Source organism: Streptomyces viridochromogenes (genome assembly GCF_001270495.1).
Classification (GTDB): domain Bacteria; phylum Actinomycetota; class Actinomycetes; order Streptomycetales; family Streptomycetaceae; genus Streptomyces; species Streptomyces viridochromogenes_A.
This window is the reverse complement of record NZ_LGUR01000203.1, coordinates 68,097-85,991: the sequence shown is the minus strand read 5'-3', so window position 1 is coordinate 85,991 and position 17,895 is coordinate 68,097. Positions and strand designations below refer to the sequence as shown.

Below are 17,895 nucleotides of genomic sequence, written 5' to 3'. Positions count from 1 at the left end.
GAACTCGTACCAGGAGCCGTACAGCGCCCGCTCCCGCTCCACCAGCAGCGGCAGCGGATCCGACGCCGTCACCAGATCCCGCAGCGGATACCGGCCCAGGACCGCGTCCACGTTCGCCGCGAACGCCGCCGCCAGCCGTGACTCGGGCGGGAGCGAGTCGTCCCGCAGCGCGTCGGCGGCGGCCTGCACGGTCGCCCGCTGCGCCTCGTCGGGCACCCCGGCCGCCGCGCGCTCGTACAGCTCGCCGCCCGTCTCCAGGACCAGCCCGACATCGATTCCGGCCGGGATCTTGATCCGGGCGTGGTGCCGCCAGGTGGCCACCGGATCGCTCCAGGCCTCCACATGGAACGTCCAGCGGCCCACCGCCGACGGTGTCACCTTGGCGCCCCAGCGGTCGGTGCCCGGGGCGAGTTCGTGCATCGGCGTCCAGGGGCCCGGACGGCCGTCGGGGTCGGTCAGCACGACGTTGGCGGCCACGGCGTCATGACCCTCGCGGAACACGGTGGCGGTGACCTCGAAGGTCTCTCCCGCGACCGCCTTCGCCGGATGCCTGCCGCACTCCACGGCCGGCCGCACGTCCCGTACCGGGATGCGGCCGATGGCCCCGGTGCCGGCACCGGTCCTGCTCTTGGTCCTGCCCATGGTTCACCTCCACCGTGCTCGAGGCCGGGCACAAGGCCCGGCCGGGGGATCCAACCTGTGCGGGAAGCTGTTCACCTCCCCGCGTGGAAACTCCACCGCCGTGTTCCGGGTGGGCCTCGTCGTGCGGAGATGCTCGCCGCGCGGGGCCGTTCGTCCTGTTCGCGGAGATAGGCGGCCGGGGTGATACGCAGATAGCGTTCGGCCGCGTCCGCGGCCTCGCGTGCGCAACGCTTTCCCATCAGCACGCAGAGGGTGTAGCCGTGGTCCTCGAAGGTGGCACGGACCGTGAGGTCGGCCGGGGCCGCGAGCATGGCGCGCTCCCATGCCCTGTATCGCCGCAGATGCCGGGCGACCTCGGCTTTTGCCGGTAGCAGCATGGCGCCGTTCACCTTCCGGGCTCGATGACCGTCTCCCGACCGTCGGGCGGAAACCCGTGCGCGCACACGCACGGGTTCCGTTACGGGCATCGTGGTCTTCACACATGGTGCATGCTCGGCGACGCAGCGTCCTGTTGGATCTTCAACTACCTCAGGAGTGTGCTCCTGTTGCACGAATGGCGTACCGCCCTCACCCTGAAGTGACTCAGAAGCGATCGGCGCTCACGCTCCGTGCTCGGGGCCCGTCCCGCAGGGGCGAGGAGAGCGGGAGCATTCGCGGTGAGGAGGTAACGACGGTGAAGACCGCAGTGCCCTGCTACTACCACCTCGACGTGGAAGTCAGCCCCGAACGAGTGGGGCAGGTCAGCCGAATTCTGGCCGCTCACCTCAGGTACTGGTACCTGGAGACACTTGTCGAGCCCGTCTGTCACAGCACGGAGATGCTGCTGCGGGCCATCGACGAGCACGCGACGGACAAGAACATCTCGATCGAGATGTGGTGGAACCGTCACCACCTCATCACCGCCATCGGCGACAACGACCGCGCCCTGCGCCCGGACCACGAACTGCGCGACTGCCTCCAGCGCCTCGCCGCGATGAGCGACGGCTGGGGCTGTTGCGCCACCGAGACCGGCAGCAAGGTCATCTGGTTCTCGCAGCGCGCCCGCGCCGGCGAACGTGCCCCGCTGGTGCCCGCGGCACCCGCGCCCAACCTCCGGGAGGCGCTGCAGGTGCCCCGCGAGGTGCCCGTCACGACCATCGCCGATGCCGCGGGCACCCGGGACGACGTGCTGGAGGAGGCCCGGTGACGGCGCGAAAGCGCAGCAAAGGGGTGCTCGCGTGGAGCGGGCACCCCTACCCGTTGGGAGCCGCCTTCGACGGGCGGGGCACCAACTTCGCCCTGTTCAGCGAGGTCGCCGAACGCGTCGAACTCGTCCTCGTCGACGACCGGGACCGGCACACCGTCGTTCCGTTGAACGAGGTCGACGGTTTCGTCTGGCACGGCTATGTGCCCGGCGTCGGCCCCGGCCAGCGCTACGGCTACCGGGTGCACGGCCCCTGGGACCCGGGCCTCGGCCACCGCTGCAACCCGGCGAAGCTGCTGCTCGACCCGTACAGCCGGGCGGTGGACGGCCGGTTCGACAACCACGCCTCCCTCTTCGAGCGCACCCCGGGCGCCCCGGCCCCGGCCGACAGCGCCGGGCACACCATGCTCGGCGTGGTCACCGAGCCGTACTTCGACTGGGGTGACGACCGTCCGCCCAGCCGGCCGTACGCCGACACCGTCATCTACGAGGCGCATGTACGCGGCCTCACCCGCACCCACCCCGACATCCCCCCGGACCTGCGCGGCACCTACGCCGGACTCGCGCACCCGGCGATCATCGAGCACCTCACCGCCCTCGGTGTGACGGCCGTCGAGCTGATGCCGGTGCACCAGTACGTCCAGGACGGCGTGCTCCTCGACCGGGGCCTGTCCAACTACTGGGGCTACAACACGATCGGCTTCTTCGCGCCGCACAACGCGTACGCCGCCCAGGGCACCCGAGGCCAGCAGGTCAACGAGTTCAAGTCGATGGTGAAGGCGCTGCACGCGGCCGGCCTCGAAGTGATCCTGGACGTCGTCTACAACCACACCGCCGAGGGCAACGAGCGGGGGCCGACCCTCTCCTTCCGCGGCATCGACAACGCCTCGTACTACCGCCTGGTGGACGGCGACTGGGCGCACTACTACGACACCACCGGCACCGGCAACAGCCTGCTGATGCGCCACCCCTACGTCCTCCAGCTGATCATGGACTCGCTGCGCTACTGGGTCACCGACATGCACGTCGACGGCTTCCGCTTCGACCTCGCTGCCACCCTGGCCCGGCAGTTCCACGAGGTGGACCGCCTCTCGGCGTTCTTCGACCTGATCCAGCAGGACCCGGTGATCAGCAGGGTCAAGCTGATCGCCGAGCCGTGGGACGTCGGCGAGGGCGGCTACCAGGTGGGCAACTTCCCGCCGCTGTGGTCGGAGTGGAACGGCAAGTACCGGGACGCCGTACGGGACTTCTGGCGCGGCGAGCCCGGTTCGCTCGGCGAGTTCGCCTCCCGGCTGACCGGCTCCTCCGACCTGTACGCGCACAGCCGGCGCCGCCCGCGCGCCAGCGTCAACTTCGTCACCGCGCACGACGGTTTCACCCTGCGCGACCTCGTCTCCTACAACGACAAGCACAACGAGGCCAACGGCGAGGGCAACCGGGACGGCGAGAGCCACAACCGCTCCTGGAACTGCGGCGTCGAGGGCGAGACCAGCGACCCGGCCGTCCGCCGGCTGCGCGCCCGTCAGCAGCGCAACTTCCTGGCCACACTGCTGCTGTCGCAGGGCATCCCCATGCTCGGCCACGGCGACGAACTCGGCCGCACGCAGGGCGGCAACAACAACGCCTACTGCCAGGACAACGAGGTCTCCTGGATCGACTGGGGGCTCACCGACGAGCAGCGCGCACTCGCCGACTTCACCCGTTACGTCATCGGGCTGCGCGCTGCTCACCCCGTCCTGCGCCGCCGCCGCTTCTTCCGTGGCGAGACCGCGACCCACCCGGACCAGCCCCTGCCCGACCTGGTCTGGCTCCTGCCCGACGGCCGCGAGATGACCGACGACGACTGGCAGCGCCCCGACGCACACTCCGTCGCCGTCTTCCTCAACGGCGACGCCATCGCCGAACCCGACGGGTGCGGGCAGCCCGTCGTGGACGACTCCTTCCTGCTCCTGCTCAACAGCTACTGGGAGCCGGTGGAGTTCCGTCTGCCGGACGCCCCGTTCGGCGAACGCTGGACGCCCTTGATCGACACGGCCGAACCCCAGGGCCCGCCCGACGAGTCGGAGTACAAGGCGTCAACCGCGGTCCTGGTAGAGCGCCGCAGCCTACGGCTCCTGTCCAGGCCCTCGCGACAACGGGCTCAAGGGGCGCGGTGAACCGCTACCGCCCCCGACGCGACGTCACCGTGAACTGCGCCCCGTCGGGATCCCGCAGCACAGCCTCGTCGCTCACCTTCGACAACACGCTCCCCCCGTGCAGCTCCGCCGCCCGCGCACACTCCGCCACGTCCGACACCGCGAAGTGAACCTGCCAGTGCGGCCGAATCGTCGGGTCCGGCGCAGCCTCCAGCGCCCCTGACTCGATCCGCGCCACGACATCGCCCCCACTGCGCAGCACGACCTCGCCGCCCTCGTAGCGGACCTCGCAGCAGCCGGGCCGCTCGGTCGCCCAGTCAAGGACCTCGCCGTAGAACATCGCGGCGTCGAACGCGTCGCGGGTGTGGAGGCGGATGAAGGCCGGCGCGGCGCGGCGCCAGGTCTCCCAGTTGGAGATGAGCTCGCCCTCCCAGACCCCGAAGGTCGCACCGTCCCGGTCGGCCAGCAGCGCCGCCCGCCCGGGCGGCAGCGAGAGCGGCCCGACCGCCGCCGTACCGCCGCGTTCCTGTACCCGTGCGACGGCCTCGTCGGCGCTGGGCACGGCGAAGTACGGGGTCCAGGCCACGGCCATCTGCCACATCGAGGCGACCGCTCCGATCCCGGCCACCGGCACGCTCTGCGCCAGCGCGATCCGGAAACGCTCGCCCAGCTTGGCCGGCCGCCAGCGCCAGCCCAGCACCGCTGTGTAGAACTCCTGGGTGGCCTCGAGATCGCGGCTGGTCAGGCTCACCCAGCAGGGTGCGCCGAACACGGAGTGTGTGGACACGACCTCGGCCGTGCTCCGGGGACTTCTCGCATCGTGATTCATGGCAGTCGCGTCCTGGTCTCGCCCGACCGGCGGCCACCGGTCTGCTCCCAGTGTCCAGCCGGATCCGCTCCGGGTCCTGTCGAGTACCCCCGGCGGGGCGCCGAAACGGCCGCGGTGCCGCCCGTCCGCCTCACTGGCATGCGGCCGTCGGAGCGACGAGGATGGAGGCGTGGCACACGTACCGCACGAGCCCGCCGACGGGACCGACCGAATCCTCGAACTGGAGGAGGAGGTCGCACAGCTCAAGGAGGCGGTGGTCTCACACGCAGTCGTGGACCAGGCGATCGGCATGGTCGTGGCGCTCGGCCGGGTGTCACCCGACCAGGGGTGGGCCGTGCTGAAGGACGTCTCCCAGCACACCAACATCAAGCTCCGCCAGGTGGCCCAACTGATCCTCACCTGGGGCCGGGACGGGAAGATGCCGCCCGAGATCCGCGGCGAACTGGAAGACGCCCTCGAACGTCACGGCCCGACGCAGATTCCGGGATCGGCCCAGGAGTGAGTCATCAGGGTGCCGGGTACCCCGTGACTCACTCCTTCCGGTCAGCGGACCTCGGCGAGCATTTCCTCCCGCAGGTGCGCGAAGCAACCGCTCAGCAGCCGGGAGACATGCATCTGCGAGATACCCAGCTGCTGCGCGATGCGGCTCTGGGTCATCCCGCCGAAGAAGCGGAGATAGAGGATGGTCCGCTCCCGCTCCGGAAGCCGTTGCAGGCACGGTTTGACGGTCACCCGGTCGACGACCACGTCGAACGCCGGATCCGGGCCGCCGATCGCGTCCCCCAGCGCGTATCCGTCCGTGCCGGGCATCTCCGCCTCCAGCGACAGCGCGGAGAAGCACTCCAGGGCTTCCATCCCGGTGCGTACCTCGGCCTCGCTCAGATGCGCGTGGTCGGCGATCTCGGCGACGGTGGGCGGGCGCCCCGGGGTCAGCTGCGCCAGCTCCTTCGCGGAGCTCCGCACCCGGTTGCGCAGGTCCTGGACCCGGCGCGGCACGTGCAGCGTCCACATGTGGTCGCGGAAGTGCCGCTTGATCTCACCGGTGATGGTCGGCACCGCGTACGCCTCGAAGGCGTGACCGCGGTCCGGGTCGTAGTGGTCGACGGCCTTCACCAGCCCCAGGGCGGCCACCTGGTACAGGTCCTCCAGGGACTCGCCGCGTCCCTTGAACCGGACGGCGATCCGCTCGGCCATGGGCAACCAGGCCCGCACCAGATCGTCCTTGAGAGCCTTGCGTTCCGGCCCGTCGGGGAGCCCCACGAGCCGGTCGAACGCTGCGGCGGTGTCAGGGGCGTCGTCGTGGGAGTGCTTTGTTCTGGTGGTGGCACTCATCCGTGCGCACCTCCTCAGCAGGTGCCGGGTTGACGAACACCGTGGGAGGCGCGGATTCGGACCATACGGAGGACACTCCGGGGCTCGGCCTGCCGGCTCCCACGGACGTGCCTCCGGTCCGAAGCACATATGGGTCAATTCCCCCTGAAGGTGCATCCGAAACAAAATTCGTGAATACGACTACATGTGACGGTGGGGTGACTCGGCGTCGGCCGTTCGGGCGTAGATGAGCCTTGACTCTTCCTTTAGTCATTACCTCTGCTACAGAGGTAATCTCGGATGTGTGGAACAGGACACCTTCCCGGAGGATCTGGCCGACGCGCTGGTCGGCGTCCAGCGGCTGGTCCGGCGCCGACTGCGCCGCGACATGCCCGCCCCGCAGCTGCGCGGCGCCGAGGTGGAGCTGTTGCGGCTGGTCGTGGACCGGCCCGGCATCGGCATCTCGGACGCGGCCAGGGAACTCTCGCTGGCGGGCAACTCGGTGTCCACGCTCGTCAACCAGCTGGGCCGGCAGGGCTATCTGGTCCGTGAGACGGACCCGGCCGACCGGCGCGCCGCCCGGCTGCTGCCCACGCCCGCGGCTGAGGCCCGGCTGAGCGAGTGGCGTACGCGGCGCGCCGATCTCGTACGACGTCAGGTGTCCCGCCTCGACGAGCCGGACCGTCAGGCGCTGCTCGCGGCGGTCCCGGCGCTGCGCAGGCTGGCGGACACCCTGCGCGAGGAGGCGGAGTGACCATGACACCAGACGTCGCCGAGGCCGTGGCCTGCACCGGGCTGGCCTATGCCTTCGGTGAGACCAACGCGGTGGACGGGCTCGACCTGACGGTGCGCGAGGGCGAGGTCTTCGGGCTGCTCGGCCCCAACGGCGCAGGCAAGACCACGGCGATCCGCTGTATGACCACCCTCCTGCCGGTACTCGCCGGCATGGTCCGCGTCTTCGGGCACGACGCCGCGGGCGACCGTATGGCCGTACGGCGCCTGCTCGGCTACGTCCCGCAGCAGCTGTCCGCCGACGCGAGCCTCACCGGCCGCGAGAACGTCGCCCTGTTCGCCCGCGTCTTCGACGTGCCCCGCCGCGAACGCGCCGCACGCGTCGGCCAGGCACTGGCCGCCGTCGGCCTCACCGACGCCGCCGACCGGCTGGCCGGCACCTACTCCGGCGGCATGGTCCGCCGCCTCGAACTCGCCCAGGCCCTGGTCAGCGCCCCCCGCCTGCTGATCCTCGACGAACCGACCATCGGCCTCGACCCGATCGCCCGCACCGGCGTGTGGGAGCACATCGGCGCCGTCCGCGCCGCCACCGGCATGACGGTCCTGGTCACCACCCACTACATGGACGAGGCCGACCAGTACTGCGACCGGGTCGGCCTGATGCACCGCGGCCGCATCCGGGCCCTCGGCACCCCGACCGAGCTCAGGGAGGGGCTCGGCGCCCGCCGACGTGCCGCGGGAACGGCCGGCACCGACCCGCTGCCCACGCTGGAGGACGTCTTCCGCGACATCGCCGGCAGCGGACTCGACGAGAGTTCAGGAGACTTCCGCGATGTCCGAAGCACCCGCCGCACCGCCCGCCGGGTCGGCTGACCAGTACCGCGCCGACGGCATCGACCTGCTGCTGCGGCCGCCCGAGCCCAGGGCCGGCTGGCGCCTGCTGCCCGCCCGCGTCGTGGCCATGTGCGCCGTGGAACTCCAGAAGCTGCGCCACGACAGCACCGAGCTGTACACCCGGGCGGTCCAACCCGCCCTCTGGCTGCTGATCTTCGGCCAGACCTTCACCCGGCTCCGGGCGATCCCCACCGACGGCGTCCCCTACATCGACTATCTGGCACCCGGCATCATCGCCCAGTCCGCGATGTTCATCGCCATCTTCTACGGCATCCAGATCATCTGGGAGCGCGACGCCGGCATCCTCAACAAGCTGCTCGTCACCCCGACCCCGCGCTCGGCCCTGATCACCGGCAAGGCGTTCGCCGCCGGGGTGAAGTCCCTGGTCCAAGCCGTCGTCGTGATCCTCATCGCCGCACTGCTCGGCGTCGCGCTGACCTGGAACCCGTTGAAACTGCTCGGCGTCGCCGCGATCGTCGTCCTTGGGTCGGTGTTCTTCTCGTGCCTGTCGATGACCATCGCCGGTATCGTCCTCAACCGCGACCGGCTGATGGGTTTCGGCCAGGCCATCACCATGCCGCTGTTCTTCGGCTCCAACGCCCTCTACCCGCTGTCCGTGATGCCGGGCTGGCTCCAGGCGGTCAGTAAGGCCAACCCGCTGAGCTATCAGGTCGACGCGCTGCGCGGCCTCCTCCTCGGTACGCCCCACCACCTCGCGCTCGACTTCGCCGTCCTGCTCGTGGCTGCCGCACTCGGCGTCGCCGCGGCCTCCTCACTGCTGGGCCGGCTGGCTCGCTGATCTTGGTGCGGAACGTGATGTGCGGCACGTAGGTGAATCCGGTGCGCACACCAGTAAGCGGATTCTTCCTGCCCACGGCTTGATCGGTGATCAAGGGGGCGAATGGGCTGGCCACAGCGCATTCTGCTCATTTGACAGTGCGCTGAGCGCAAAGATAGGAAGCAGCTCTCTGGGTCGAGAGGTGGATTGTGTACGAGCCGAACGTGGTCGGGGACTGGCACGAGTACGACGAGCATGCCGGTCTGCGTGTCCGCGTCCACTGCCTGGAAGCCGCCGAACCGCCGCGCGGACGGGACGAGGCCGCCGAAGGGCTGACGTACTTCAGGGTTCGCGTCACCATCGAGAACCGCGGCGAGCGGCACCTCGGCGTCCATCTCGAGGACGGCCAGATCGACGTGCGGCTCGGCCGGGACGGCGAGGCGGCGTTCATCGACTGGCGCAACTCGCAGTTCATCGAGGGTTTCGACGTCTACCCGCTGCGCCGGGCCACCGCCGTCATGTACGCCGCCGGCCCGGAGGCGAGCCTGACCCAGGTCGACGTCCAGATCCAGCTGCGCGTCGAGGAGGAGTGGACCGACCGCCGACTGTGGACCGGCGGCCTCGGCCTCCAGGAGACCACCGTCGGCGCTCACGCCACCACCCTGCGGGACGGCCTCGCGCTCCAGGTCAGCAACTTCCTGCGGGAGCAGGCCGAAGAGGGCACCGCCTGACGCGCGAACGCATCGGTGCCCGGCGGGCTCAGTGCGGGATGCCGTCGATGATCTCGCGAGCACCCTGACGCAGCAGCGCCACCGCCACCGACGTACCGAGGGTGGCCGGGTCGAGTCGGCCCGCCCACTCGTGGGCGTTCAGCCGCGTCTTGCCGTCCGGGGTGAACACGCAGGCCCGCAGGGACAGCTCGCCGCCCCGGTCCACGCGCGCGTACCCGGCGATCGGGCTGTTGCAGTGCCCCTGGAGGACGTGCAGGAACATGCGCTCGGCGGTGGCCTCCCGGTAGGTGTCCGGGTCGCCGAGACCGCTGACCGCGTCGATGAGCTCGGAGTCGCCCTCGCGACACTGCAGCGCGAGGATGCCCGCGCCGATCGGCGGCATCATCACCTCGGGGGAGAGGACCTCGCTGATCACGTCGGGGCGGCCGATGCGCTCCAGGCCGGCCACTGCCAGCAGCAGCGCGTCCGCCTCGCCTGCCGCCAGCTTCTCCAGCCGCCGGTTGGCGTTGCCCCGGAACGGCACGCACTCCAGGTGCGGGTGGGTCGCGGCCAGCTGGGCGACCCGGCGCACCGAGGAGGTGCCGATCCGGGTTCCGGCCGGGAGCTCGTCCAGCGTGCGGCCGCCCGGGTGGATCAGGGCGTCCCGGATGTCGTCCCGCTTGAGGAACGCGGCGAACGTCGTCCCCGCGGGCAGCGGCCGGTCGGCCGGGATGTCCTTGACGCAGTGCACGGCGAGATCGGCCTCGCCCGCCAGCAGCGCCGCGTCCACCTCCTTGGTGAACGCGCCCTTGCCCTCGACCTGGGACAGATCACCCATCCACTTGTCGCCGGTGGTCTTCACCGGCACGACCTCGGTGCGCACACCGGGGTGGAGGGCCGCCAACTCGGCGCGGACGCGCTCCACTTGGGCGAGCGCCATGGGCGAGTCACGGGAGACGATACGGATCAGTTCAGGGACGGACATGCGGACACGATAGACCGTCACAACCCCACGCCCGCACGGTACCGCCCTATTCCCGCCCGTCCCTCGGCGCCCGCCCACGCCAGCACCGCCAGCGCCCCCACCGTGAGCAGTCCGCCGACCAGGAACGTCCCGCGCACCCCGACCGCGGGCAGCAACGCGCCGCCGAGCAGCGCACCGGCGGCGATGCCCACGTTGTAGGCGGCCGAGTTGGCCGCGAGCGCGGTCTCGGTGCGGCCCGGCGCCACCGACAGCACCCGGCTCTGCGTCGCCATGAAGGTGGTCGCGACCGCCGCGCCCAGCAGCATGACCAGGACGACGGCCGCCGCTGGGACATGGCCCGCCGCGCGAAGGCCGAGGAGCGCCACCGCCTGGGCCGCCACGGGCACGGTCAGCGTGGCACGGGGGAAGCGGTCCAGCAGCGGCCCGGCCACCGTGACCCCTGCCAGCGCCGCCCCGCCGAACGCCAACAGCACGGCACTCACGGCCTCCTCGCTGAACCCGCTCACCTGCTGGAGGAAGACGACGACATAGGTGAACCCGGCGAAGGCACCGGTCACCGACAGGACGGTGACGGCCAGCACGACGGAGAACCCGCGTCGGTCCGGTGTCGCGCCGTACGCCGAGTGGCCGTCCTCAGGACGGGACGACGGCAGCAGAACGCCGATCATCACGAGCGAGACCAGTGCCAGCACGCCGAGCAGCGCGAACGGCGTCCGCCAGCCGGTGTGCCCGCCCAGCCAGGTCCCGGCCGGAACGCCGGCCACCGTGGCCAGGGAACCACCTACGGACAGCAGCCCGATGATCCGCCCCCGGCGTTCGGGCGGGAACAGGCCGACCGCGACCGGCCCCATCACCGCCCAGAACGCCGCCTGCGCCAACGCGGTCGCCACCCGCGCCGCCAGCAGCACCCCGTACGACACCCCGCCCAGCGCCGACACCCAACTGCCCACGGCGAGCAGCCCCAGCAGCCCCGCGAGCAGATGGCGGCGCGGCACGGACCGTGTGACATGGGCGAGCGGCAGCGACACGACGGCCACGGTCAGGCCGTACCCGGTGACCAGGGCGCCCACGGCCGCGAGGGACACCCGCAGGTCGTCGGCCATGAGCGTGAGCAGGCCGACCGGCAGGTTCTCGGTGGTGTTGAAGGTGAACGCCGCGAGCATCAGGGCCGCGACGACGGCGGCACGCCGCACGGCTGCGGGGCGTGCCGGAGCTGCCTCGGGCACCCGACGTACGTTCTCCATTCCGCTGCCTTCCGATCGCCTTTTCGCCAGGGGGAGTCGGGGCAAGCGTGCTGGGCCGCGGCAGGTCGCTCTATTCTTTCGACCCAGGACGAATCCTGCGGTCCGGGGGGCGGATCGCTGCTCATGACGGGGGTCGCCATGCCGCTCGCCCTGCACCTGGGCACCGACGACCTCACGCGCTGCCGGTTCGCGATCTCGCCGCTGTGCCAGACCCACGAGGCGCTGCGCATGCTCCGCCGGCCCGCCCGGCATGGCTACCACCGGGGCTGGCTGCGCCGCATGCGCCGTACGGTCGCCGGCCTCGACCTGGCGCCGCTGTGGCTGTTCGTCCCGCCTGTCGGCGGCTACACCCCGGACTTCCTCGGCGCGCCACCCCAGGAGCCGTACCCCGCCATCGAGGACGAGTTGGCGCGGATGCGCGCCACCGACCCCGCTCTGGCCCACGCGGAGATGGCCCGCTCGCTCGCCTGCACCCCGGGACTCGCCGAGTCGCCCCGAGGGCGCGCAGTGCTCGACGACCCCGCCGCGACCGTACGGCGCCTCGCCGACCTCACCGAACGGGCCTGGCACGCCCTGCTCGCCCCGGACTGGCCCCGTCATCGTGCCGTTCTGGAGGCGGACATCGCGCACCGCTCGCGCCGGGCGGCGGACCACGGCCTCGACGCGCTGCTCACCGGCCTGCACCCCGCTGTCGACTGGGCCGGCCACACCCTCACCCTGCGCGAGTACCGGAACGTCGCGGAAGCCCAACGTCCCGACGGCAGGGGTGTGTTGCTCATGCCGAGCGTGTTCGTGTGGCCGGACGTGGTGAGCGGCTTCGCCCGGCCCTGGCAGCCGACGGTCATCTACCCCGCCCGCGGCATGGGCCGTCTGCACACCACCCCGGCGCCGCGCCCGCCGGAGGCGCTCGCCCGGCTCCTCGGCCGGCAGCGCGCCGCCGTCCTCGCCGGACTCACCGCCCCCTCCTCGACCACGGAGCTGGCTCGACGGCACGGCCTGGCCCCGTCGACCGTGTCGGCCCATCTCTCGGTCCTCAAGGAGGCGGGCCTACTGGACTCCCGGCGGCAGGGCCACTCCGTGCTGTACGGGCGGACAGCCCTCGGCGACACCCTCGTCGACGGCGGCGTCAGACCAGTGGCTCGCTGATCTCGACCGCCCGCAGCGCGGCCGCGAGGGCGAGTTCGTCGCCGACGTCCAGGGCGGTGTCCGTGAACTTGATGACGTGCTCGTCCCCGTGGGCGAGGGCGCGCTCCAAAACCTCTTCCGGCGCGAGCCGGGCGGGCGTACCGGCCACCGGCTTCACGGGGGCGTACAACGCGGTGACGGCCGCGGACGCCGTCCATGCCGCGTGCAGGCTGGGTGCCCACAGTTCGCGCGGCAGCGAATCGAGCGTCCGCAGCACGGCGTTGGGGGCGGTCGCCGCGTGCACCAGCATGGTCGGCTCGCCGTGGCCGTGGGTGGCGTAGCGGTGGGTCGCGGCACGGACGAGCTCGGTGAGGCGGTCACGCGCGGTGTCCGGGTCGGTGACCTCCTCGGCCCATGCGGGCAGTCGGCGCAGGGCGGCCAACCGGTCGCGGAATCCCAGGTGCCCCGGCTCGATCGCGGGTACGGCGTCCAGGGACTCGGTGGCCGTCCGTGCGCCCGGCAGGGCGGCGACGCCGGTGACGGGTTGGTGCCGTGCCGCCCAGTAGCCGAGCGCGTGCGCGAGTTCGGTGAGCCGAGGGGCGTTCTCGTCGGCTTCGAGGGCGCGTACGGCGTGGCCGGCCCGGATGACGGTGTGCGTGGCGCCGCCGACCAGGCCGGGCAGCAGACGCGGCCACCACTCGGCGAGGACGTCCCGCCAGGGGCGTTCGGCCAGGGCGCGGGAGAAATGATCGGTCCAGTCGGCGATGCGGCGCGGATCGCCCAGCGCCGAGGCCCAGTTGTCGTCGGTGACGGGGGCCACGCGGTCGGGGAAGTCCTCCAGCTTGTCGCGGTAGAGATCCAGCCAGTGGTGCACCCGCTCGCCCTGACCGTGCGCGGCGAGCGCCTCCACGACCATGGGGGCGTGGTTGGAGAGCCAGCCGTCCCGTTCCGGGCCGCAGGCGTGCAGGCGGTCCAGGGCTTCCTCGAGCCGCCCGCTCGTGTCGGTCGGCTTGTTCGTCTCGCTCGTCTCACTCGTACCGCTCGTGTCGCTGGTGTCCATGAGCGTGACGCTATGCGTCCGGCGGCGGGCCGGGATCGGGCGCGGGACGGAATCCGCGGGTGCCCGGGTCCTAGGACCCGCGCCCGATGATGTCGCCGGCTCAGGCGTTCGGGTCGAACGCGATGCCGGACGGCTTCGCCGACGCCAGGTGGTTCGCGAAGTTGGCGTCCTTCAGGCCGAAGTTGGCGCTGCCGAAGTTGTACGCGACCAGCTTGTCGCGCACCCCCGACGGGTAGCCGTTCCAGCCGACGAGCGGCGGGTACTGCCAGGTGCCCTTGTGGTTCTCCGGCGGCTCGTCGTTGGAGTTGGCGAGGCGGAAGCAGTGCGTGCGGACGCCGTCCTTGTGGTACACGATCTTGGCGTGGGTACCGTCGAAGCGCACGGAGGACGCGGGGCTGATCGTGAACGAGCCGTGGTTGGACGTCGAGACGTACCGCACCGCGTTGTTCTGCACCCACACCACGGCGTGCTCCCAGTCGTGCCGGTGCCCGCCGATGCTGCTGCCCGCGACCGCCTGGTCCTTCTCGAAGTACAGGCCGTACATGTAGGCGCACCAGCCGTTGTTGCACTTGTAGCGTGAGTAGCCGTTGGTGTTGTCGAGGTCGGACGCGTCACGGCAGTCGCCGCTGAGCGAACCGGTCGGGTTGAGGCCGCCGTTGACGGTCCCGTCCGGGCCGATGGCCGGGGTGGCGTAGCAGCCGTCGGTGTCGTAGTCGAAGGCGGGCTGGTACGTCCTCTCGGCCGCCTCGGCGTTGGCCGGGAGCGCCGCGGGCGGGGCGGCGAAGGCGACGCTGGGGAAGGCCATGACGAGCGCGGCGGCACCGGTCAGACCGGTGAGCCACCTCCTGCGGTGCGTGCGGAAGGTCTGTGACGACACTGCGTCTCCTCGGGGGTCCGGGCGCAGCCCAACGGCTGTGGGGGGAAAGGCAGTTCAGGATCCCCGGTTTTCACTTACGCGCCAAGAGCCACGGACGTACCAAAGATGAAGGACAGGGCAAGACTTGCCGCTCAGCCTGTGTGTCAGCTGCCGTCGGGAAGGTAGGCCGCCGAGTCCTCGGGTGCGAGGTCGGGCCTGAGGCGCAGCCAGGACGGCTGGCGCAGCATGCCGGACCGGGTGCGGACGCTGTAGCGGACCTCGCCGACCATCCGGGGCAGCACCCAGTGCGCGCCCGCGACCCGAGGCGCGGGATCGAAGGGGCACACGTCGCTCGCGGCGGCCCGCAACAGTTCGGCCAGCCGGGTCCGTTCGGCCGCGCTCCAGCCGGTGCCCACACCGCCGACGTAGCGCAGCCGCCGCCCCGCCGCGTACTGCCCGACGAGCAGCGCGCCCGGCAGGCCGGTGAGGCGTCCCCTGCCGGGCAGCCAGCCGCCGACGATCACGTCCTCACTGCGCATGTTGCGGATCTTGATCCAGGTGCGGGAGCGCACCCCGGGCTCGTACACCGAGTCCAGCCGCTTGCACACCAGCCCCTCCAGGCCGTGCTCGCGGGTGGCGCGCAGCGCCTCGGCGCCATGTCCGACCAGGGCGGCCGGTGTCGACCAGAACGGTCCGCCCAGGCCCAACTCCTCCAGCCGTCCGCGCCGCCGGGCATAGGGGGTCTTCAGGAGGGAGTGGCCCGCCAGGTGCAGTACGTCGAACAGCACCAGATGCACGGGAGTCCGGGCGGCCATCCGAGCGGCCCGCGCCGGGGCGTGCGCCAGACCCATCCGGGACTGGAGCAACTGGAAGTCGGCGCGCCCCTCGTCGTCCAGCGCGAGGATCTCCCCGTCCAGTACGGCGGGCATGGCGCCGAGCGCGTCGCGCAGCGGCCACAGTTCGGGATAGGCGGCCGTGATGTCCTCCCCGGAACGGGCACGCAGCAGCAGGGTGCCGTCCCCTTCGAGATAGACCACCGCGCGCTGGCCGTCCTGCTTGGTCTCGTAGGCCCAGCGCGCGTCCTGCGCTGCGGGCGGCAGGGTGCCGGGCGTGGCGAGCATGGGAGGGATCAGCGGCAGGCTCACGGGTCAGTTGTCGACGGCCCGGCCCACCGCCACGCACCCCGGCCGCCGTTTTCCCCTGAACGGCGGCCGGTACGTCAGTGACCCTCGTGCGGCGGTACGGCCCGCACCAGGCCCGACTGATAGGCCATCACGACGAGTTGGGCACGGTCACGGGCGCCCAGCTTCGTCATGGCCCGGTGGACATGGGTGCGCACGGTCAGCGGGCTGACGAAGAGCTTCTCGGCGATCTGCTCGTTGGAGTGGCCCTCGGCCACCCAGGCCATGACCTCCCGTTCGCGGGCGGTGAGCGCGGTGAGGTGCTCGGGCGCCGCAGACTGCGAGCTCTCGGCGGGGGAGGCCAGGAACCGCGTGATCAGCGTGCGGGTCGCGGTGGGGGAGAGCAGGGAGTCACCGGCGGCCACGGTCCGGATGCCGTCGAGCAGGACGTCCGCGGTGACGTCCTTGCCGAGGAAGCCGCTCGCCCCGGCCCGCAGCGCCTGTGCGACGTACTCGTCGATCTCGAACGTGGTGAGGATCAGCACCCGCACGGCGGTGAGGTCCGGGTCGGCGCAGATCGCGGAGGTGGCGGTCAGTCCGTCGGTGCCGGGCATACGGATGTCCATCAGCACCAGGTCGGGACGGTGGGTCCGGGCGAGGTCGACGGCCTCGGCGCCGTCGGTGGCCTCGGCGACCACCTCCATGTCCGGGCAGGAGTCGATCAGGATCCGGAAGGTGGCCCGCAGCAGGGCCTGGTCGTCGGCGAGCAGTACGCGGATGGTCATGGGTGGTGTTTCTTCCGGTTCCGAAACGTGGGGCGGCGCTCAGCATGCCCGGTTCGGCCCGCCACGTCGTCGTACGGCTGCCGACCATCGCGCCTACTCGGAACGCAGTATGCGCCGTCGTCCGTGTCATCCCCGAGCAGGAGAGCCCGTGCCGGTCCCCCGGACGGCCGCGGGCTCACCACACGCACGGCAGCTCCACCTCGATCACCGTCGGCCCCCCGGCCGGGCTGGACACCCGTACGGCGCCGCCGAGCGCGGCGACCCGGCGCCGGGCCCCGAGCAGGCCCGAACCGCCCTCCCCCGTAGCGCTCCGCTCGTCCGCACCGCCGTGCCGTGCCGGGGTCGCGCACCGCCGTCCGCAGCCGCTGCGTCAGCGGCCCCTCGATGGCCTGGTACGCCTCGGGGATCTCCCGCCCCGTCCAAGCGGTGGTCAGCCGTCGCTTCGCCCCCGCGATCCGCCGGACGAGGAGCACCGTCTCGGGCAGCAGCCAGGTGCCGACCACCGCGACCGTCCCGATGGCGGTGATCAGCAGCACGGTGACGAAGAGGTACATCCCGAAGGCCATCGCGGCGGCCACCGTCAGACGGACCGTCACGCGTCCGGCCTGCCGCATCGTCGCCCGCATGCCCTGCACGCCTGGCGAGCCGGGCGCGGCGCGCGGGGGCGCGGGCACCCGGGGCGCAGGTGTAGCCCGCTTGACCGTGTTCACCGTTCACCACTTCTTTAAATCAATTGACTTAGATTGTAGGTCTGTGAACCCGCGGGCGGCTCGAGGGACTGGCCGTCGCGGTGCTCGGTGAAGTCCCGGTGCGGCGGTGATCATGGTGGCAGGCAGGACGCTGCGAGAGGAACAGGCCAGCGCGACCCGGGAGCTCCTCCTGACGGCCGCCGAGCGGCTCTTCGCCGAACACGGCGTCCACTCGGTCTCCAACCGTCAGGTCAGCGAGGCCGCGGGCCAGGGCAACAACACCGCCGTCGGCTACCACTTCGGCACCAAGGCCGACCTGGTCCGCGCCATCGTGCGCAAGCACGCCACCCGCATCGAGGAGATCCGTGCCCGCCTGGTCGCCGACCTGACGGACCCCGACGACGTGCGCGGCTGGGTGGACTGCCTGGTCCGTCCCGCCCTCGAACACCTCGCCGCACTCGGCAGCCCCACCTGGTACGCCCGGTTCTGCGCCCAGGTCGTCGCCGACCCGGCACTGCACCGGATCATGGTCGAGGAGGCCCTCGCCGCCCCGTCCCTCCAGAAGATCATCGAGGGCCTGAACCGGCGCCTGTCCGACCTCCCGCCCGAGGTGAGCGCCGAACGCGGTGAGATGGTCCGCCACCTCATCGTCCACGTCGCCGCCGAGCGCGAGCGCGCCCTCGCCGAGCACACCCCCACCCCACGGTCCACCTGGGACGACGCCGCCACGGGCCTCACCGACGCCGTCGTCGGCATGTGGCTGGCACCCGTCACGCCGGGCCGCTGACGCCACCGCAGCAGGCTGACGACACAAGG

20 protein-coding genes are annotated in these 17,895 nt (G+C 71.6%); 9 read left to right on the top strand and 11 right to left on the bottom strand.

Going from position 1 to position 17,895, the window contains the following annotated elements:
• Together ADK36_RS24130 and ADK36_RS24125 are read right to left on the bottom strand one after the other, a co-directional pair.
• Positions 1 to 642 (bottom strand): maltotransferase domain-containing protein (locus ADK36_RS24130; RefSeq protein WP_159391189.1); only part of this gene is annotated, 642 nt, incomplete at its 3' end.
• A gap of 71 nt (positions 643 to 713) precedes the next feature.
• Positions 714 to 1,019, bottom strand: coding sequence for a DUF5133 domain-containing protein (locus ADK36_RS24125; protein ID WP_030053390.1), 306 nt, complete (start codon positions 1,017 to 1,019; stop codon positions 714 to 716).
• Positions 1,020 to 1,315: 296 nt separating this feature from the next.
• Between ADK36_RS24125 and ADK36_RS24120 the strand changes: the two genes are divergently transcribed.
• Together ADK36_RS24120 and glgX are read left to right on the top strand one after the other, a co-directional pair.
• Positions 1,316 to 1,828, top strand: a complete 513-nt coding sequence (locus ADK36_RS24120) for a hypothetical protein (RefSeq protein ID WP_048583846.1) — start codon at positions 1,316 to 1,318, stop codon at positions 1,826 to 1,828.
• Positions 1,825 to 3,981: a glycogen debranching protein GlgX gene (gene glgX, locus ADK36_RS24115; protein ID WP_048583845.1), complete on the top strand. Its 2,157-nt coding sequence runs from the start codon at positions 1,825 to 1,827 to the stop codon at positions 3,979 to 3,981. Before ADK36_RS24120 ends, glgX begins: the two co-directional genes overlap by 4 nt.
• Before the next feature lie 4 nt (positions 3,982 to 3,985).
• Here glgX and ADK36_RS24110 read toward each other — a convergent pair whose 3' ends face one another.
• Positions 3,986 to 4,789, bottom strand: a complete 804-nt coding sequence (locus ADK36_RS24110) for a VOC family protein (RefSeq protein WP_048583844.1) — start codon at positions 4,787 to 4,789, stop codon at positions 3,986 to 3,988.
• A gap of 169 nt (positions 4,790 to 4,958) precedes the next feature.
• On the opposite strand from ADK36_RS24110, the gene ADK36_RS24105 reads away from it, so the two are divergent.
• Positions 4,959 to 5,291: an ANTAR domain-containing protein gene (locus ADK36_RS24105; RefSeq protein WP_048583843.1), complete on the top strand. Its 333-nt coding sequence runs from the start codon at positions 4,959 to 4,961 to the stop codon at positions 5,289 to 5,291.
• A gap of 41 nt (positions 5,292 to 5,332) precedes the next feature.
• On the opposite strand, the gene ADK36_RS24100 is transcribed toward ADK36_RS24105, so the two are convergent.
• On the bottom strand, positions 5,333 to 6,121 hold the full coding sequence (locus ADK36_RS24100) for a SigB/SigF/SigG family RNA polymerase sigma factor (protein WP_048583842.1): 789 nt from the start codon (positions 6,119 to 6,121) through the stop codon (positions 5,333 to 5,335).
• A gap of 283 nt (positions 6,122 to 6,404) precedes the next feature.
• Here ADK36_RS24100 and ADK36_RS24095 point away from each other — a divergent pair, with 283 nt between their 5' ends.
• The 4 genes from ADK36_RS24095 (at position 6,405) to ADK36_RS24080 (ending at position 9,235) form a co-directional block, all read left to right on the top strand.
• Positions 6,405 to 6,854, top strand: a complete 450-nt coding sequence (locus ADK36_RS24095) for a MarR family winged helix-turn-helix transcriptional regulator (RefSeq protein ID WP_048583841.1) — start codon at positions 6,405 to 6,407, stop codon at positions 6,852 to 6,854.
• Between the two features lie 2 nt (positions 6,855 to 6,856).
• A complete protein-coding gene (locus tag ADK36_RS24090; protein WP_053199016.1) occupies positions 6,857 to 7,705 on the top strand; it encodes an ABC transporter ATP-binding protein in 849 nt (282 codons plus the stop codon).
• A complete protein-coding gene (locus ADK36_RS24085) occupies positions 7,665 to 8,525 on the top strand; it encodes an ABC transporter permease (protein WP_053199014.1) in 861 nt (286 codons plus the stop codon). Before ADK36_RS24090 ends, ADK36_RS24085 begins: the two co-directional genes overlap by 41 nt.
• A gap of 188 nt (positions 8,526 to 8,713) precedes the next feature.
• Positions 8,714 to 9,235 (top strand): hypothetical protein, encoded by a 522-nt coding sequence (locus ADK36_RS24080; RefSeq protein WP_048583838.1) that lies wholly within the window; start codon positions 8,714 to 8,716, stop codon positions 9,233 to 9,235.
• Between the two features lie 28 nt (positions 9,236 to 9,263).
• Here ADK36_RS24080 and hemC read toward each other — a convergent pair whose 3' ends face one another.
• Both hemC and ADK36_RS24070 read right to left on the bottom strand, forming a co-directional pair.
• Positions 9,264 to 10,199 carry a hydroxymethylbilane synthase gene (hemC, locus tag ADK36_RS24075; RefSeq protein WP_048583856.1) on the bottom strand — a complete coding sequence of 312 codons (936 nt, stop codon included), beginning with the start codon at positions 10,197 to 10,199 and terminating at the stop codon, positions 9,264 to 9,266.
• 17 nt (positions 10,200 to 10,216) lie between these two features.
• The gene (locus ADK36_RS24070) at positions 10,217 to 11,443 is read right to left on the bottom strand and encodes an MFS transporter (protein ID WP_234329859.1); all 1,227 of its coding nucleotides are present in this window, start codon (positions 11,441 to 11,443) and stop codon (positions 10,217 to 10,219) included.
• A 138-nt stretch (positions 11,444 to 11,581) separates the two neighbouring features.
• Between ADK36_RS24070 and ADK36_RS24065 the strand changes: the two genes are divergently transcribed.
• Positions 11,582 to 12,589: a DUF5937 family protein gene (locus ADK36_RS24065; RefSeq protein WP_048583854.1), complete on the top strand. Its 1,008-nt coding sequence runs from the start codon at positions 11,582 to 11,584 to the stop codon at positions 12,587 to 12,589.
• Here the strand turns inward: ADK36_RS24065 and ADK36_RS24060 are convergent.
• The 5 genes from ADK36_RS24060 to ADK36_RS24040 form a co-directional block, all read right to left on the bottom strand.
• A complete protein-coding gene (locus ADK36_RS24060; protein WP_048583837.1) occupies positions 12,570 to 13,628 on the bottom strand; it encodes a questin oxidase family protein in 1,059 nt (352 codons plus the stop codon). The two genes, ADK36_RS24065 and ADK36_RS24060, sit on opposite strands and share 20 nt — an antisense overlap.
• Before the next feature lie 100 nt (positions 13,629 to 13,728).
• Complete coding sequence (locus tag ADK36_RS24055; RefSeq protein WP_048583836.1) at positions 13,729 to 14,505, bottom strand: NPP1 family protein; 777 nt, start codon at positions 14,503 to 14,505, stop codon at positions 13,729 to 13,731.
• A gap of 143 nt (positions 14,506 to 14,648) precedes the next feature.
• The gene (gene ligD, locus ADK36_RS24050) at positions 14,649 to 15,629 is read right to left on the bottom strand and encodes a non-homologous end-joining DNA ligase (protein ID WP_048583835.1); all 981 of its coding nucleotides are present in this window, start codon (positions 15,627 to 15,629) and stop codon (positions 14,649 to 14,651) included.
• 74 nt (positions 15,630 to 15,703) lie between these two features.
• The gene (locus ADK36_RS24045) at positions 15,704 to 16,390 is read right to left on the bottom strand and encodes a response regulator transcription factor (protein ID WP_048583834.1); all 687 of its coding nucleotides are present in this window, start codon (positions 16,388 to 16,390) and stop codon (positions 15,704 to 15,706) included.
• On the bottom strand, positions 16,387 to 17,100 hold the full coding sequence (locus ADK36_RS24040; protein ID WP_234329858.1) for a sensor domain-containing protein: 714 nt from the start codon (positions 17,098 to 17,100) through the stop codon (positions 16,387 to 16,389). Before ADK36_RS24040 ends, ADK36_RS24045 begins: the two co-directional genes overlap by 4 nt.
• A gap of 115 nt (positions 17,101 to 17,215) precedes the next feature.
• Between ADK36_RS24040 and ADK36_RS24035 the strand changes: the two genes are divergently transcribed.
• Positions 17,216 to 17,866 (top strand): TetR/AcrR family transcriptional regulator, encoded by a 651-nt coding sequence (locus tag ADK36_RS24035; RefSeq protein ID WP_053199020.1) that lies wholly within the window; start codon positions 17,216 to 17,218, stop codon positions 17,864 to 17,866.
• The last annotated feature ends 29 nt before the right edge of the window (positions 17,867 to 17,895 follow it).